Origin of the sequence: Mesorhizobium amorphae CCNWGS0123 (assembly GCF_001686985.1) — a bacterium.
GTDB lineage: Bacteria > Pseudomonadota > Alphaproteobacteria > Rhizobiales > Rhizobiaceae > Mesorhizobium > Mesorhizobium amorphae.
In genome coordinates this window covers 6,192,252-6,207,941 of the sequence record NZ_CP015318.1, presented here as the reverse complement: position 1 = coordinate 6,207,941, position 15,690 = coordinate 6,192,252, and the positions used below count along the sequence as shown (strand labels likewise).

Below are 15,690 nucleotides of genomic sequence, written 5' to 3'. Positions count from 1 at the left end.
TGGTTGGTCGTGGCTGGTCTACAGCGTCGCTCCGAGATGCCAGGGCACGAACTCGTTGTCGCCGTAGCCGAACGCCTCGCTCTTGGTCTTGCGGCCCGAAGCCGTCTCGACGATCAGTTCGAAGATCTCGCGACCCATGCCGGCGATGGTCTTCTCACCCGAAGCGATGACGCCGCAGTTGACGTCCATGTCCTCTTCCATGGTGTGATACATGGTCGAGTTGCTGGCGACCTTGATCGACGGCGTCGGCCGGCAGCCGAAGCAGGAGCCGCGGCCGGTGGTGAAGACGATGACATTGGCGCCGCCCGCCACCTGGCCGGTGGCCGAGACCGGGTCGTAGCCGGGCGTATCCATGAACACCAGGCCGTGTCCGGTGACCTTTTCTGCATAACCGAAGACACCGTTGAGCGGCGTCTGGCCGCCCTTGGCGACGGCGCCCAGCGATTTCTCCAGGATGGTGGTCAGGCCGCCGCGCTTGTTGCCGGGCGAAGGGTTGTTGTCGATCGAGGCGCCATGCTTGGCGACATGATCCTCCCACCATTTGATATAACCGTCGAGCCTGGCGGCGATTTCCGGGCTCGCCGCACGATAGGCGAGCAGATGCTCGGCGCCATAGATTTCCGTCGTCTCGGACAGGATGCCGATGCCGCCGACGTCGGCGAGGATGTCTACGGCAGCACCCAGCGCCGGATTGGCGGTGATGCCGGACATGCCGTCGGAGCCGCCGCATTGCAGGCCGACGACGATCTCGCTGACCGGGATCGGCTCACGCTTCAGCTTACCGACCTCCTCGGCGATCTCGGCCAGCACGCCCATCGCCTTCTCGACCGATTTGCGCGAGCCGCCTGCCTCCTGGATGTTGAAATGGCGTTTGCCGGCCGCGACGCCCTTCTGGCCGTAAAGGGTAAGCTGGTTGACCTCGCAGCCCAGGCCCACCATCAGCACGCCGCCGAAATTCGGATGGCGGGCATAGCCGGCCAGCGTGCGGTGCAGAACCATCATGCCGTCGCCGGTGCCGCTCATGCCGCAGCCCTGGCCGTGGACGATCGGCACGAAGCCGTCGATCCCCGGATATTTCGGCAGCAGCTCGCGGTTGGCCTGGTCGGCGATGGCGTGGCAGACGGTGGCCGAGCAATTGACGCTTGCGACGATGCCGATGAAGTTGCGCGTCCCGGCGCGGCCGTCGGCACGGCGGTAGCCCATGAAAGTGCGGGCGCGGTCGGCCTCGGTGGCGTGCTCGGCCTCGCTCGGCGGCACCACGGGCAGGCGGCCAGACTCGAAGACCAGATTGTGCGAATGGACATGTTCACCCGCCGCGATGTCCTGCGTGGCGCGGCCAATCGCCTGGGCATACTTTACCACAGCCTCGCCGGCCGCTATCGGCTTGATCGCCACCTTGTGGCCGGGCTCGATCAGCGCGGCGGCAACGGCGCCGCCCGGCAGCACCGTGCCGATCTCGATGCGGCCGTTGGCGACCGCGACATTGTCGGCCGGGGAAAGAAGAATGCTGTTTGCGGCGTTCACGGACAGTTTCCTGGGGGTTCCTGGGATGCGCTGGCGGATTGACATCAGCCTGTTTGCAGATAATGTCTTTTATCGTGAAAAAACATTTTTACGTCAATTGTTTTTTCGAAAGGTCGTGCGCCCGGTGGATGCATGGAGGATAGGGAGCCGCGCCTGACACGGAAAGCGATTCCGCTTTTCCTGGGCATGCGCTAGGAACATCTGTCATAGCGCGCTTCAAGCCGGCCACAACAAGCGCCGGCGCGCAACGGGGCAGGGGATGTCGAAGAGCAACAACGTCTACAAGGACGCCTACAACCGCTGTTTGCGGCTGCTCGATGAAACGAAGAGCCTGCCATCGGAGCCGGAGCTCGGCACGCTGCTCGGCGTCAGCCGCACGACGGTGCGCAGCATCCTGGCGCGCATGGAAGAGACCGGGCTGATCGCCTGGAACAAGCGCAGCAAGACGGTTCTGCGCACGCCGCGGCCGGACGATTTCTTTCCCGAGGAAGAAACCGACACGCTGGCCGAGATCATCGAGCGCTCCTTCATGCGGAGGCTGCTCGCCGGCGGCGCGGAAGCCGGCATGCAGATCAACGAGCTCGAGCTGGCGCGCGAGATCGGCGTCGGCACCACCAGCGTGCGCGAGTTCCTGATCCGCTTTTCCCGCTTCGGCCTGATCGAGAAGCGGCGCAACAGCCACTGGGTGCTGAAGGGTTTTACGCGAGCCTTCGCGCTCGAACTGACCGAAATCCGCGAGATGTTCGAACTGCGCTCGGCGGCAGCGTTTGCCGCCTTGCCGGAAGAAAGCCCGGTCTGGGCCGATCTCGACCGGCTGGAGGACGAGCATCGTCTGCTGGCGCGCGAGATCGCCTCCCGCTTCAACGAGTTTTCCGAGCTGGACGAGCGCTTCCACCGGCTGATCCACCGCGCCTCGCACAACCGCTTCATCGTCGATTTCTATGACGTCATCGCCATGATCTTCCACTACCACTACCAGTGGAACAAGGCGCAGGAGCGCGAGCGCAACGAAGTCGCTGTCGCCGAGCATCTGGTCTATATCGCGGCGCTCAAATCGCGCGATCTCGGCAAGGTCGATGCCGCCTGCCGCAAGCATCTGAAGTCGGCGCGCAACACGCTCTTGACCTCCATCCCCGAGGCCGGCAGCCGCAACGTGCCTGATGCGCGCCGTGCCTGACCGGATCGATGCGACGCGCTTCTCTGCATGTCGTTGTCCCAAAACCCCTGCACAGTTTTGGGCGACATGCATTGGTCGCGCCGCGTTGCCGCAGCAATGATTTGACGATTTTCGCCCGGTCGGCCGCGTGCTAGGTATCTGCCGTTGCTGATCAAAGAGGCGGGTCCTTGAACATCCGGCGGAGACGATGGAGCATGCCGGCCGCGCTTGTAGCGGCCTATCTGCTGCTCATCCAGACGACGCTAGGCGCGTTCGCTTTCGCCACGGCGCAGGATGCTGCGCTGCTCGACGCCTTCGGCAACGTCATCTGTACCCATGAGGGTGCTGCCCAGCCTTCCGGCGGCGATCCGCAGCATATGCCGGCCTGCTGCATGCTCGGCTGCAGCATGGCTTCCGCGGCTCATGCGCCGCCGCCCGATGCCGGCGCATTGGCCACAAGTCTCTCCTTCGAGGCCGTCGCCTTCGTGCTGCCGGCCTTCAGGCATCTCGATTTCGCCCGTGATCGCTCTCCATCGAATCCGCGTGCGCCACCGGCGTCCTGAGCCAGCGCGGCCTCGCGGAACCTTTCGCGGGAGCACTCATCCAACGCTGAACTGATCGCGACCGGCCAACGGCGCGATATCGTATCCATGGAGCCATCATGTCTCAGTTTTTCCGTGCCGCCTCGCTTGCGCGGGCGCCCGGCCATAGAAACACCCTCCTGCCCGAGCAACGCCTCGGTATCCTTGTCTTCGCTCTCGCCTTGCTGTTCGTCGGCGCCCAGTCGGCCTTCGCGCATGAATTCAAGGTCGGTGATCTCGAGATCGAACATCCCTGGTCGCGGGCAACGCCTGCCGGCGCCGAGGTGGCGGGCGGCTATTTCACCGTCACCAACAAAGGCAGCGCGCCGGACCGGCTGTTGTCGATTGTTTCCGATGTGTCGGACAAGGCCGAACTGCATGAGATGGGCGTCAAGGACGGCGTCATGACCATGCGGCCGGTCAGCGCCGGCCTCGAAATCCCTGCCGGCGGCAAGGTCGCGCTGAAGCCCGGCGCCTATCATCTGATGTTCATGGGCCTGAAGCGCCAGCCCAAGCAAGGCGAGAAGTTCTCCGCCACGCTGACCTTCGAGAAGGCCGGCAGCGTCACCGTCGAGTTCGCCGTCGAAGGCATGGGCGAAACGGGTGGCATGGACGATCACGCCAATTGAGCCGACCAGTTTCCGCAAATTTTGAGAATCAGAGAGACCATCATGAACAAATATCTTTTGTCCGCCGGGGCGTTTTTCATCGGGACAAGTGCTGCCTTCGCCCACATCACGCTTGAAACCCAGGAAGCGCCCGTCGGTTCGACCTACAAGGCAGTCCTGCGCGTCCCGCATGGCTGCGAGGGCAAGGCGACGACCGCCGTGCGGGTGCAGATCCCGGAAGGGGCGATTTCGGTCAAGCCGATGCCCAAGCCTGGCTGGACGCTGCAGACCAAGAAAGGCAGGTACGAAAAATCCTACCAGCTCTATGGCGAGGCGGTGACGTCAGGCGTCAAGGAAGTCGACTGGAGTGGCGGCAGCTTGCCGGACGAGTTCTACGACGAGTTCGTCTTCCGCGGCACGCTGGCGGCGGACCTGCCGGCCGGCGAGACGCTGTATTTCCCGGTGGTGCAGGAGTGCGAGGGGGCTGCCGAACGCTGGATCGAGATTCCGGCGGCCGGGCAGGACGAGGACGCGCTGGAAAACCCGGCGCCCGGCCTCAAGCTGCTGCCGAAAAAATGATCTGTTCGGGCGGCGCGTTCGAAAGAGCGCGCCGCCGTCTTCCTGGCGGTTACATGAACGCGGCATACTTCGGCAGGACGATGTGCATATCCGACAAGCGTGCCGGCCGGCTTGTCATTGGGCTTCTGGCCGTCTTCGCGCTGCTCGCGGTTCTCGGCCTGCCGGGCCGTGCGTTCGCGCATGCGGCGCTGATCAAAACGGATCCGGTTGACGGCGCGGTGCTGGCGCAAGGCCCGGGGCAATTTTCGCTGACCTTCAGCGAGCCGGTGTCGCCGCTCGTGCTCACCCTTGTGCGGCCCGACGGCACTTCGGTCGCGCTGACCTCCTTTCGCCTCAGTGACCAGACCGTCACCATCGACAATCCACAGAAGCTGAAGTCCGGCACGCATGTGCTGAGTTGGCGGGTGATTTCCACCGACGGCCATCCGGTCGGCGGTTCGGTGCTATTTTCCATCGGCGCGCCGAGCACTCCGCCAGTGGCGGCCGAGCCGGTCGACTGGGATTTGCGCTCGGCGATCTGGCTGGGCAAGGTTTTTCTCTCCATTGGCCTGTTTCTCGGCGTCGGTGGTGCCTTCGCGCTTGCCTGGCTGGCCGAGAGCGAGCGGTGCGGCCGGCGCTTCGTCATCGCCGCGCTCCTCGCCGGCCTGGTCGCCGCGCCGGTTTCGCTCGGCTTGCAGGGGCTGGACGCGCTCGGCGCGCCGCTCGCCGGGCTGGCGCAGCCGGTGGTCTGGCGCACGGCATTCGGCACCAGCTTCGGCTGGACGGTGCTGATCGGCCTGATGGCGCTGGGGCTCGCCCTGCTGTCGCTGGCCGGGCCGCGCATCGGCGCAAAACCGTTCGCTCTTGCCGGGCTGGCCGGCGTCGGTGCCGCGCTCGCCGCCAGCGGCCATGCCAGTGCCGCCGAACCGCAATGGCTGACGCGGCCGATGGTGTTCCTGCACGGCGTTGGCATCGCCTTCTGGGCCGGCGCGCTGGCGCCGCTCGGCCTTGCGGTGCGGCGGCAATCGGGAGAGGCCGGGCCGTTCCTGCGGCGATTTTCCCGCGCGATCCTGCCGGTCGTTGCCGTGCTCGCCGCCGCCGGCATCGTACTTGCCGTCATCCAGGTGCAGACGCCCGCGGCGCTGGTCAACACCGGCTATGGCCGGCTTTTGCTGGTCAAGCTGGTGTTGCTGCTCTTTCTGTTCACGCTCGCCACCGTCAACCGCTGGACGCTCACCGCGCCCGCCGAAGCCGGCGCGACCGAGGTGCAGCGACGGCTGGTCCGCTCGATCGGCGCCGAAGTGCTGATCGTGCTCGCCATCTTCGCCGTCGCCGCCGGCTGGCGTTTCACGCCGCCGCCGCGCGCGCTGGCGATCGCCGCCGCGCAGCCGGCGTCGGTGCATATCCACACGCTGAACGCGATGGCAGACCTTAGCATCACGCCCGGCCATGCCGGGCCGGTCATCGCCTCGATGGTGATCATGACCGGCGATTTCGGCCCGCTCGACGCCAAGCAGGTGACGCTGGTGCTGTCGAAGCCCGATTCCGGCATCGAACCGATCAAGCGGCCGGCGACCAAGCCGGGCGACGGCAGCTGGCGTGTCGATGATCTCGTCATTCCCGTCCCCGGTCGATGGACAGCGCGGCTCGACATCCTCGTTTCGGACTTCGAGATGGTGAAGATCGAAGCGCTGATCGATATCAGAGCGGACTAAGCGGTCTGGTGGACACAATTCGGCGAGGCGGTTGACGCCGCCGCGAAGGCCCGTCATTCATCACGGGAATAGGGGCATCCCCCCAAAATCGCGGCCTCAACAAAAGATCCGAAAGCAGGGAAGAAACGATGGAAAAAGCCGAAATCGGCCTGATCGGCCTTGGCACGATGGGCTCCAACCTGGCGCTCAACATCGCCGAGCATGGGCACCGCATCGCGGTCTACAACCGCACCGCGGCGCGCACCGACGCCTTTGTCGAGAGTGCCGGCGCGCTGAAGGACATGGTGGTGCCCTGTTACAGTCTGGAGGAGCTGGCCGCCGCGATCCGGCCGCCGCGGCCGATCATCATCATGGTGCTGGCCGGCAAGCCGGTCGACGAACAGATCGCGGCACTGCGCGGCGTGCTGTCCGACAACGACATCGTCATCGATGCCGGCAACGCCAATTTCCGCGACACGATGCGGCGCTTCTCCGAGCTCAACGGCTCCGGCCTCACCTTCATCGGCATGGGTGTGTCCGGTGGCGAGGAGGGCGCACGGCACGGGCCATCGATCATGGTCGGCGGCACCGAGGAGAGCTGGAAGCGCGTCAAAAAGGTGCTGGTCGCAATTTCCGCCAAGTTCAAGGACGAACCCTGTGCCGCCTGGCTCGGCACCGACGGCGCCGGCCATTTCGTCAAGACCATCCACAATGGCATCGAGTATGCCGACATGCAGATGATCGCCGAGATCTACGGCATATTGCGCGACGGCCTCGGCATGGGGCCGAAGGAGATCGGCACTGTCTTCGCCGACTGGAACAAGGGCCGGCTCAACTCCTATTTGATCGAAATCACCGCCAAGGTGCTGGCCGCCAACGATCCGAAGACCGGCAAGCCGGTGGTCGACATCATCCTCGACCGCGCCGGCCAGAAGGGCACCGGCAAATGGTCGGTGATCGAAGCGCAGCAACTCGGCATTCCGGCCACCGCAATCGAGGCTGCGGTGGCGGCGCGCGTGCTGTCGTCGATCAAGGACGAGCGGCAGGCGGCGGAAAAAGCCTATGGCAATGCCGGCGTGACGAAGATTTCCGGCGACAAGGCCGCGCTTCTCAAGGACCTTGAACTGGCGCTGTTCGCCGGAAAGATCGCCGCCTATGCGCAAGGCTTCGCGGTGATGAGCGGCGCCTCGAAAGAGTTCAACTGGAACCTGCCGATGCCGACCATCGCCAAGATCTGGCGGGCCGGCTGCATCATCCGCTCGCAAATGCTGGATACGATGGCGGAGGCTTTCGGCTCCGGCGGCGCTTCCACCAACCTTTTGATGGCGCCGGCCTTCATCGCCATGATGCAGGAGGCGCATCCGTCGCTCAGGCGCATTGTTGCGCGAGCATCCGAGGCTGGCGCGCCAGTGCCGGCGCTGTCTTCGGCGCTCGCCTATTTCGACAGCTACCGCCAAGGCCGCGGCACCTCGAACCTGATCCAGGCGCAGCGCGACTTCTTCGGCGCGCATGGCTTCGAGCGCATCGGCGAGCAGGGCGCCTTCCATGGCCCGTGGGGCAGCGGCGCTGCCGGCTAAAGTCAGGTGAGGCCGGCCTGCAAATGGCGGCTTCCTGCGCTTCCGGTGCTCACGTACCTTAAGTACGCTCCGCTCCGGTTCTCGGAAGCCACCATTTTCGACTCGGCCTGACCTGACTCTCAGGTCGCTCAACCACGATAGGCCACAACCTCACCAGGCAGGCTCATGCTCTGCAAGGAACCGGGGGCGGCGCCGCCGATCAAGCCGAGCACCGAGCGGGCAAGCTCGGAGCCGGCCAAGCGGAAGTTCTCGTTGACGACCAGCAATTCGCGCCGGAACAGATGCAGCAGGTCCGACGACTGTTTCGACACGACATCGACGTCGCGACCTAGTTTCAGGCCGGCGTCCTCGATGCCGGCGACGACGGCCAGTGTCGCGGCCGCGGCGCTGCTGACGAAGCCGTCCGGCCTGTCGTCGCGGCGCATCAGCTGCGCGGTGCGCATCCTGATCTGCTCGATCGAATGATCGATCGAAACGGTGTTGAACGGCACCTCGCTGGCGCCGACCTCGCTCAGTGCATCGGCAAAACCGTTCACCGTGTGGCCGTGATAGGTCAGGCCGACGGGCGGCGTCAGAAGAGCGAGCCTGCGGCGGCCGATGCCGGCCAGATGACGCACCGCCTCGGCCGCGAAGGCGTAATTGTCGAAGTCGTGGTAGGGGTGGATCAGCCCCATGTCGGTGCGGCCATGCGTGGCAAAGGGGATGCCGCGCTCCAGCATGTAGCGGGCCCTCGGATCGTTGGGCTGCGTGCGCGAAATGATGACGCCGTCGGCGGAGCCGGTCTCCACCAGATAGCGGATCGGATCCAGCGGATCCTGTGAGCGCGAGTAGGGCGTGACAATCAGGTGGTAGGGCGTGTCGGCGATGACTTCCGAGACGCCGTAGATGATATCCGAGACAAAACTCATGATCTCGCGCTCGGTGTTGAGCACGAGGCTGATGACATTGGTCTTGCCGGTTCTGAGACGCACCCCGGCGCGGTTCGGCCGGTAGCCGATCTGCCTGGCGACGAGCTGGACGCGACGCCTGGTCTCGGCACCGATCTCGGGTGCGTCCTTGAGCGCCCGCGACACGGTGGTGACGCCAAGCCCGGTCATGAAGGCAAGCGTCTTCAGCGTCGGGCGCTCGTGCGCCGACGCCTCGTCGTCCTTGTCTGTCTGATCTCTGTCCATTCGACCCGCCCGTCAGGCGCATAGCAGTTGCCGGGCAGACCGGCAATCGCCGGGCCGCGATAGCGCGACTTCCACCTGGCGAAACCTCAATACACTGAAACGTTACAGATTGTCACGAGCGACACGTGCGCGGTCGTGGCAGGCCAGCTTAGGTCTGCTGTGCTGCCGGCACAGAAAACCATTGGAATTCAGCGGAGAAGGCCCTTCAGGCGAATTCTTTGCCAGCCTTCCTTGGTTTGCGGTGCAACTTTGCGTGCTGCGGTGCACAATGTGGTGTTGGCGGAAGGATTTTGTTCGCAGCTCGAAAAAATATCCGGATGGCTTTTGCGCGAGGGGTTGCGCACGTCACACAATTGCCGTATCGAAAATCTGTAACGTTTCAGATTCTGGGAGGAACCGAAATGCGATATAAACTCTTGACTGCCGCGCTGGCGGCGACGGCGGCGCTGCAGTTCGCCGGTCCGGCGGCCGCGGCCGATCTGGAAGTGATTCACTGGTGGACGTCGAAGGGCGAGTCGGCGGCGGTCTCGCAGTTTGCAAAGGCCTTTGACAATGACGGCCACGGCGACAAGTGGGTGGACAGCGCCGTCGCACTCGGCGAAACCGCCCGCTCGACCGTCATGCAGCGCGTGCTCGGCGGCGATCCGCCCGGTGCGGCTCAGTTCAATCCCGGCCGGCAGTACGAGGAACTGATTTCGGGCGGCAAGCTGCTCGACCTCACGGACGTCGCGACCGCCGGCAAGTGGGATGAGGTCATTCGCCCGAAGGCGATCGGCAGCGCCTGCCTCGTCGACGGTCACTGGTGGTGCGTTCCGGTCAACATCCATTCGAATTACTGGGCCTGGTACTCCAAGCCGGTCTTCGAGAAAGCGGGCGTGCCGGAGCCGAAGAGCCTGGCCGATTTCATTGCGGCCGCGCCGAAGATCAAGGAGGCGGGTCTCATTCCCTTCGCCATCGGCGGCGACGGAAACGGCTGGCAGATCCAGTTGCTGTTCCAGGACATGGTCACCGAGGCTCTCGGCGTCGCCAAACGTGACGAGATGTACACCAAGAAGAGCGCCGAAATTGCCGGCGGCCCCGAGATGAAAGGCGTCTTCACCCAGTTGCGGACCCTGAAGCAGTTCACCGACAACGGCTATGCCAACCGCAACTGGAACGACACCACCAACCTCGTGATCACCGGCAAGGCCGGACTGCAGGTGATGGGCGACTGGGCTCGCGGCGAATTCGCAGCCGCCGGCATGACCGGCGTCAAGGATTTCGGCTGCATGATCGGCCTGAACGAGGACAAGCCGGTGATCAGCACCGACGGCGACATCATCGTCTTCTTCAAGCAGGACAATCCGGACGTCGAAGCAGCGCAGAAGCGTCTTGCAGCGCTCCTCATCAGCCCGGAGGTTCAGGTCGCCTTCAACAACGCCAAGGGTTCCATGCCCGTGCGCGGCGATGTCGACATGTCGACGGCCGACCCGTGCATGCAGAAGTCCCTGAAAGCGGTGGAAAACCCGTCCAACATCGTCACTGCCACGAACCGCTTCATCACCGAGAACACCAATCAGCAGATCAATGAGCTCGTCTCGCAATATTTCGCGGACGACTCCATGACCGCTGACGACGCTACTGCGAAGTTTTCTACCATCATCGGTAACTCCGACTAGGAACCGATCAGCACCCAGAGGCGCCGCCCTTGCGGCGGCGCCTCTGTCGCGTCCCGACCCGAGCCTTTTCTCGGCGACGGGCTGACAATCGCAGAAGTCGCGGCGGTTCGGAGCCCGGTCGTTCGGACAAACGCTGACTTTCACGTCGGCAGACTGCCCCAGAGTGTCGGTGGAAGCGGAGAAAGACGGACGATGCAGAAAAGCTGGAGGCGCAGATTTCACCTGCCCGCCGTCATCGGGACGATACCGATGATCCTCGTCGCCGTCGGCGTGTTCGTGATCGGCATCGGCTTCTCGGTGCTATGGTCTTTCACCAGTTCGAAGCTGTTTCCCACCTATGATTTCGTCGGCCTGGCGCAATACAGGCGCCTTTGGGCCGATAGCCGCTGGCTCGTCTCGGTCAACAACATCTGGTTCTTCGGCCTGATGTCCATCACCTGCAACATGGTGTTCGGTTACCTGCTTGCCGTTTTCATGGATCAGCGCATCCGCCAGGAGGACCTGTTCCGCTCGATCTTCCTGTATCCTTTCGCCATGTCGCTGATCGTCACCGGACTTGTGTGGCAATGGGTGCTCGACCCCAACCTCGGCCTGCAGGCGGCGCTCCGCAATTTGGGCTGGTCGAGCTTCAGCTTCGCCCCGCTGGTCGATGCCGACACGGCGCTGTACGCGCTGGTCGTGGCGGGCATCTGGCAGGGTTCGGGCGTGACGATGGCGATCCTGCTTGCCGGCCTGCGCGGCGTTGACGAGGAGATCTGGAAAGCGGCGAGGGTCGACGGCATCCCCACGTGGCGCACGCACATGTCCATCGTGGCGCCAATGATGAAGGGTGCCTTCGCCACCGCCTTCGTTCTCCAGTGCGTAAGCGTGGTGCGCGTCTACGACCTGGTTATCGCCATGACCGGCGGCGGTCCCGGCATCGCCACGTCGATGCCGGCAGTCTACGTCATCCAGCTCATCACAGTCCGCCAGAACGTCGGCCAGGGTATGGCCGCGGCAACGATGATGCTGCTGCCGGTCCTGGTCGTGCTGGCTTTCGGCGGCATTCTGCTGTGGCGGCGAAATCGGGAAGCGAGCGCATGACCGCCGGCCAGATCACCGCAATTCAGCCTGTCCAGGAAGGACAGGATCAGGCCGGCGCGGGGCCCTTCGGGCCGAAACCGCGTCGGATATCGGCCGGCCGCATCGGCCTTTATGCTTTCCTGGTCGTCGCGGCTCTCTTCTTCCTCATCCCGGTCTACATCATGATCGTCACATCGCTGAAGGGGATGCCGGAGATCAGGCTTGGACATCTTTTCAACCTTCCAGGCGAGCCGACCTTCCAGCCCTGGGCCGACGCCTGGCTCCATGCCTGCACCGGTCGCGACTGCAACGGCCTCAGTCCAGGGTTTTACAATTCGGTGAAGATCACCTTGCCCAGCGTGGTCATCTCGATCATCTGCGCGTCGGTCAACGGCTACGCGCTGACCTTCTGGCCGTACAGGGGCGCCAATTTGCTCTTCGGGTTGCTCGTGTTTGGCGCCTTCGTACCCTACCAGGTGGTGATCTATCCATTGATCATCGGACTGAGCTCGGTCGGGCTGTTCGCATCCCTGCCTGGCATCATCATCGTGCACACGATCTTCGGAATGCCCATCCTGACGCTGCTGTTCCGCAATTTCTACGCGGCAATACCGGTCGAGCTGTTCAAGGCAGCGCGTGTCGACGGCGCGGGTTTCTGGCGCATCTTTTTCCACATCATGCTGCCGATGTCAGTGCCGATCACGGTCGTTGCCGTCATCCTGCAGGTTACCGGTATCTGGAACGACTTCCTGTTCGGCATCGTGTTTGCAGGGCGGCCCAACTGGCCGATGACGGTGCAGCTCAACAACATCGTCAACACCACGACCGGCGTGAGGGAGTACAATGTCAACATGGCGGCCACCATTCTGACGGCTGCGGTACCCCTGATTATCTACTTCGTCTCCGGAAGATGGTTCGTGCGCGGCATCGCCGCCGGCGCGGTGAAAGGCTAGTGGATATGGCGCAGAACGGTACCAGCGTTTCGATCCAGGATCTGTCGCTGAGTTTCGGCGCCATCTCGGTGCTGCACACGCTCAATCTCGATGTCGCCGAGGGCGAGTTCATCGTGCTGCTCGGGCCGTCGGGCTGCGGCAAGTCGACCTTGCTCAACTGCATCGCCGGCTTGCTCGACATTTCCGAAGGCCGCATCTTCATCAAGGGCAAGAACGTCACCTGGGAGGAGCCCAAGGACCGCGGCATCGGCATGGTGTTCCAATCCTATGCGCTCTATCCGCAAATGACGGTGGAGCGGAATCTGTCCTTTGGCCTGCGCGTCGCCGGTCTGCCCAAGGAGGAGATCGACAAGCGCATCGCGCGTGCCGCCGAGATCCTGCAGATCGAGCCGCTTTTGCAGCGCAAGCCTTCGGCGCTCTCGGGCGGCCAGCGCCAGCGCGTGGCGATCGGACGGGCGCTGGTGCGTGACGTCGACGTCTTCCTGTTCGACGAGCCGCTTTCCAACCTCGACGCCAAGTTGCGAGCGGAACTGCGCGTCGAGATCAAGCTGCTGCATCGCAAGCTGCAGAACACCATGATCTACGTCACCCACGACCAGATCGAGGCGATGACGCTGGCCGACCGCATCGCGGTGATGAAGGGCGGCGTCATCCAGCAGCTCGACGCGCCGCAGACCATCTACAACCGCCCGGTCAATCGCTTCGTCGCCGGCTTTCTCGGCTCGCCGGCGATGAACTTCATCGATGGCAGGCTGGAGAAGGTGGGCAGCGACTGGCAGTTCGCCTTCGAGGACGTGCGCATCCCGCTCGCGACCTACGCCTTCGAGAAGGAACCGACGCCGGGGCCGGCCGTGTTCGGCATGCGCCCCGAGCATGTCGCCTTCAACAGCGGCGCAGGCTGGCCGTTCACGACGACGGCAAATGTCGAGGTCGTCGAGCCGATGGGCTCCGATACGCTGGTCTGGCTGAAGCTTGGCAAGCAGAACTTCACCGTCAGGGTGACCTCGGAGCGCACGCCGAACAATGCGGACACGGTCAGCATCGGTTTCGATCCGATGCGGGCCTCGCTCTTCGACGCCCAAACCGGCAACCGCCTTTAGACTTCTCCCAAGATCCATCCCCCAAGAGAAAACGGACAAGACGATGAACTGGTCATTCCAACTTTACAGCGCCCGCAATTTCCAGCCTTGGGAGGGCGTGCTGAAGACGCTCGGCGAACTCGGCTACAAGCAAGTTGAAGGGTTCGGCGGCGTCTATGACGATCCCAAGGCCTTCCGCGCCGAGCTCGACAAGAACGGGCTTTCGATGCCGACCGGGCATTTCTCGATCGACGCGCTGGAGAACGATTTCGACGGCGTGCGCAGAACAGCCGATGCGCTCGGCATCACGCTGGTCATCTGTCCCTATCTGCTCGCCGAGCAGAGGCCGGCCGATGCCGCCGGCTGGCGCGGCTTCGGCGAGCGGCTGGCCAAGGTTGGCGAGACGGCGCAAAAGGCCGGCTACGGCTTTGCCTGGCATAATCATGATTTTGAATTCAAGACGCTTGCCGACGGCTCGGTGCCGCAGGACCATATCCTGACCTCGGCGCCCGACATCGGCTGGGAGATGGACGTCGCCTGGGTGGTGCGCGGCGGCGTCGATCCGCTGCCCTGGATCGAAAAGCACGGCAAGCGCATCAGCGCCATCCATGTCAAGGACATGGCCAAGCCAGGCGAGGGGCTGGACGAGGACGGCTGGTCGGATGTCGGCCACGGCACCATCGACTGGGCCGGGCTGATCAAGGCCTTGCGCGCCAAGAGCGTCGCCAAGTACTACGTCATGGAACAGGACAACCCCAACGACATCGAACGCTTCGCCCGCCGTTCACTCGCATCCGTCAAGGCTTACTAGGAACAATCATCATGGCAAAGAAACTGGGTATCGGCGTCATCGGCTGCGGCAACATCTCGAAGGCATATTTCTCGCTGGCGCCGCTGTTTCGCGGCATCGAGATGCGTGCTTGCGCCGACATCAATATGGACGCGGCGAAGGCGCGGGCGAAGGAGTTCAAGCTGCGCGCCGAGACCGTCGAAGATCTGCTCAAAGCCGACGACATCGACATCATCGTCAACCTCACCATTCCGGCGGTGCATTACGCGGTGTCGAAGCAGATCCTCGACGCGGGCAAGCACGTCTATTCGGAAAAGCCGTTCGTGCTGTCGATCAAGGAAGGGCTCGACCTGAAGAGCCGGGCGGAGAAGAAGGGGCTGCGCATCGGCTCGGCACCCGACACTTTCCTCGGCGGCGCGCACCAGCTGGTGCGCAACCTGATCGACACCGGCGCGCTCGGCAAGATCACCAGCGGCACCTGCCATGTGATGGGCCACGGCATGGAGCACTGGCATCCCAATCCGGACTTCTTTTTCCAGCCGGGCGCCGGTCCGGTGCTCGATATCGGACCCTACTACATCACCAATCTGATCCAGCTGATCGGGCCGGTGAAGCAGGTGGCGGCGTTCGCTTCGATCCCCGCGACGGAGCGGACGATTTCGTCGAAGCCGCGCGCGGGCGAAAAAATCCCGGTCAACACGCCGACGACCATCCATGGCCTGCTGGAGTTCGAGAATGGCGCCGTCATCACGCTCAACACCAGCTGGGACGTCTGGAGCCATGGCCACGCGCCGATGGAACTCTATGGCGAGGCGGGCACGGTGTTCGTGCCGGATCCGAACTTCTTCGGCGGCGACGTGCGTCTCACCGAAGCGGCCAAGCCGGTCAAGAAACTGCCGAAATGGAAGCATCCGTTCGGCGTTCCCAATGAAATGCACGGACAGGGCATGATGGCCAACTATCGCACCGCCGGCCTTGCCGACATGGCGATCGCAATTGCCGAAGGTCGGCCGCACCGCTGCTCGATGGAGCTGGCGCTGCATGCCGTCGACGTGATGACCGGCATATTGCGCTCGGGCGAAACCGGCAAGTTCGTCGCCATGCAGACCACCTGCGAGCGGCCGGCGGCTCTCGGCGTCAAGGAGGCGAAGGAACTGATGGCCAAGAAGAAGTAGGCCGCAGCGATTATCGATAATTTTGACTTTGCCCCTCTCCCCCTTCTCCCGGGGAGAGGTTAAAGGGTGGGGTGCGGGGCCTGCTCATCGCGCATGCGATGGC

15 protein-coding genes are annotated in these 15,690 nt (G+C 63.9%); 13 read left to right on the top strand and 2 right to left on the bottom strand.

Annotation, left to right across the window (positions count from 1 at the left end):
• Window positions 1-18: 18 nt before the first annotated feature.
• Window positions 19-1,524: a UxaA family hydrolase gene (locus A6B35_RS29195; RefSeq protein WP_006200455.1), complete on the bottom strand. Its 1,506-nt coding sequence runs from the start codon at window positions 1,522-1,524 to the stop codon at window positions 19-21.
• Between A6B35_RS29195 and A6B35_RS35780 the strand changes: the two genes are divergently transcribed.
• From A6B35_RS35780 to gndA, 7 genes are all read left to right on the top strand, one after another.
• Window positions 1,505-1,681, top strand: a complete 177-nt coding sequence (locus A6B35_RS35780; protein WP_156788627.1) for a hypothetical protein — start codon at window positions 1,505-1,507, stop codon at window positions 1,679-1,681. The two genes, A6B35_RS29195 and A6B35_RS35780, sit on opposite strands and share 20 nt — an antisense overlap.
• Window positions 1,682-1,783: 102 nt before the next feature.
• Window positions 1,784-2,701: a GntR family transcriptional regulator gene (locus tag A6B35_RS29190; protein WP_006200454.1), complete on the top strand. Its 918-nt coding sequence runs from the start codon at window positions 1,784-1,786 to the stop codon at window positions 2,699-2,701.
• A 194-nt stretch (window positions 2,702-2,895) separates the two neighbouring features.
• The gene (locus tag A6B35_RS29185; RefSeq protein ID WP_006200453.1) at window positions 2,896-3,243 is read left to right on the top strand and encodes a DUF2946 family protein; all 348 of its coding nucleotides are present in this window, start codon (window positions 2,896-2,898) and stop codon (window positions 3,241-3,243) included.
• Between the two features lie 98 nt (window positions 3,244-3,341).
• Window positions 3,342-3,890, top strand: a complete 549-nt coding sequence (locus tag A6B35_RS29180) for a copper chaperone PCu(A)C (RefSeq protein WP_006200452.1) — start codon at window positions 3,342-3,344, stop codon at window positions 3,888-3,890.
• A gap of 42 nt (window positions 3,891-3,932) precedes the next feature.
• Window positions 3,933-4,448, top strand: coding sequence for a YcnI family copper-binding membrane protein (locus A6B35_RS29175; RefSeq protein ID WP_006200451.1), 516 nt, complete (start codon window positions 3,933-3,935; stop codon window positions 4,446-4,448).
• Between the two features lie 53 nt (window positions 4,449-4,501).
• Complete coding sequence (locus A6B35_RS29170) at window positions 4,502-6,142, top strand: copper resistance CopC/CopD family protein (RefSeq protein WP_006200450.1); 1,641 nt, start codon at window positions 4,502-4,504, stop codon at window positions 6,140-6,142.
• 128 nt (window positions 6,143-6,270) lie between these two features.
• Entirely contained in the window at window positions 6,271-7,698 is a 1,428-nt protein-coding gene (gndA, locus tag A6B35_RS29165; RefSeq protein WP_006200449.1) for an NADP-dependent phosphogluconate dehydrogenase, read from the top strand.
• A 128-nt stretch (window positions 7,699-7,826) separates the two neighbouring features.
• Here gndA and A6B35_RS29160 read toward each other — a convergent pair whose 3' ends face one another.
• The gene (locus A6B35_RS29160; RefSeq protein ID WP_006200448.1) at window positions 7,827-8,870 is read right to left on the bottom strand and encodes a LacI family transcriptional regulator; all 1,044 of its coding nucleotides are present in this window, start codon (window positions 8,868-8,870) and stop codon (window positions 7,827-7,829) included.
• Between the two features lie 401 nt (window positions 8,871-9,271).
• On the opposite strand from A6B35_RS29160, the gene A6B35_RS29155 reads away from it, so the two are divergent.
• The 6 genes from A6B35_RS29155 (at window position 9,272) to A6B35_RS29130 (ending at window position 15,587) form a co-directional block, all read left to right on the top strand.
• The gene (locus tag A6B35_RS29155) at window positions 9,272-10,528 is read left to right on the top strand and encodes an ABC transporter substrate-binding protein (RefSeq protein WP_006200447.1); all 1,257 of its coding nucleotides are present in this window, start codon (window positions 9,272-9,274) and stop codon (window positions 10,526-10,528) included.
• Between the two features lie 192 nt (window positions 10,529-10,720).
• Window positions 10,721-11,611 carry a carbohydrate ABC transporter permease gene (locus A6B35_RS29150; RefSeq protein ID WP_006200446.1) on the top strand — a complete coding sequence of 297 codons (891 nt, stop codon included), beginning with the start codon at window positions 10,721-10,723 and terminating at the stop codon, window positions 11,609-11,611.
• Complete coding sequence (locus A6B35_RS29145; RefSeq protein WP_006200445.1) at window positions 11,608-12,543, top strand: carbohydrate ABC transporter permease; 936 nt, start codon at window positions 11,608-11,610, stop codon at window positions 12,541-12,543. Before A6B35_RS29150 ends, A6B35_RS29145 begins: the two co-directional genes overlap by 4 nt.
• Window positions 12,544-12,548: 5 nt before the next feature.
• On the top strand, window positions 12,549-13,643 hold the full coding sequence (locus A6B35_RS29140; protein ID WP_040582130.1) for an ABC transporter ATP-binding protein: 1,095 nt from the start codon (window positions 12,549-12,551) through the stop codon (window positions 13,641-13,643).
• Between the two features lie 43 nt (window positions 13,644-13,686).
• Window positions 13,687-14,433 carry a sugar phosphate isomerase/epimerase family protein gene (locus A6B35_RS29135; protein ID WP_006200443.1) on the top strand — a complete coding sequence of 249 codons (747 nt, stop codon included), beginning with the start codon at window positions 13,687-13,689 and terminating at the stop codon, window positions 14,431-14,433.
• An 11-nt stretch (window positions 14,434-14,444) separates the two neighbouring features.
• Window positions 14,445-15,587 carry a Gfo/Idh/MocA family protein gene (locus A6B35_RS29130; protein ID WP_006200442.1) on the top strand — a complete coding sequence of 381 codons (1,143 nt, stop codon included), beginning with the start codon at window positions 14,445-14,447 and terminating at the stop codon, window positions 15,585-15,587.
• Window positions 15,588-15,690: the final 103 nt, after the last annotated feature.

Coding starts and splice junctions, on each gene's coding strand:
- A6B35_RS29190 (WP_006200454.1), top strand. CDS start 1,784: ATGTCGAAGAGCAACAACGTCTACAAGGACGCCTACAACCGCTGTTTG.
- A6B35_RS35780 (WP_156788627.1), top strand. CDS start 1,505: ATGCTGTTTGCGGCGTTCACGGACAGTTTCCTGGGGGTTCCTGGGATG.
- A6B35_RS29180 (WP_006200452.1), top strand. CDS start 3,342: ATGTCTCAGTTTTTCCGTGCCGCCTCGCTTGCGCGGGCGCCCGGCCAT.
- A6B35_RS29145 (WP_006200445.1), top strand. CDS start 11,608: ATGACCGCCGGCCAGATCACCGCAATTCAGCCTGTCCAGGAAGGACAG.
- A6B35_RS29170 (WP_006200450.1), top strand. CDS start 4,502: ATGAACGCGGCATACTTCGGCAGGACGATGTGCATATCCGACAAGCGT.
- A6B35_RS29135 (WP_006200443.1), top strand. CDS start 13,687: ATGAACTGGTCATTCCAACTTTACAGCGCCCGCAATTTCCAGCCTTGG.
- A6B35_RS29150 (WP_006200446.1), top strand. CDS start 10,721: ATGCAGAAAAGCTGGAGGCGCAGATTTCACCTGCCCGCCGTCATCGGG.
- A6B35_RS29140 (WP_040582130.1), top strand. CDS start 12,549: ATGGCGCAGAACGGTACCAGCGTTTCGATCCAGGATCTGTCGCTGAGT.
- A6B35_RS29175 (WP_006200451.1), top strand. CDS start 3,933: ATGAACAAATATCTTTTGTCCGCCGGGGCGTTTTTCATCGGGACAAGT.
- gndA (WP_006200449.1), top strand. CDS start 6,271: ATGGAAAAAGCCGAAATCGGCCTGATCGGCCTTGGCACGATGGGCTCC.
- A6B35_RS29130 (WP_006200442.1), top strand. CDS start 14,445: ATGGCAAAGAAACTGGGTATCGGCGTCATCGGCTGCGGCAACATCTCG.
- A6B35_RS29160 (WP_006200448.1), bottom strand. CDS start 8,870: ATGGACAGAGATCAGACAGACAAGGACGACGAGGCGTCGGCGCACGAG.
- A6B35_RS29155 (WP_006200447.1), top strand. CDS start 9,272: ATGCGATATAAACTCTTGACTGCCGCGCTGGCGGCGACGGCGGCGCTG.
- A6B35_RS29185 (WP_006200453.1), top strand. CDS start 2,896: ATGCCGGCCGCGCTTGTAGCGGCCTATCTGCTGCTCATCCAGACGACG.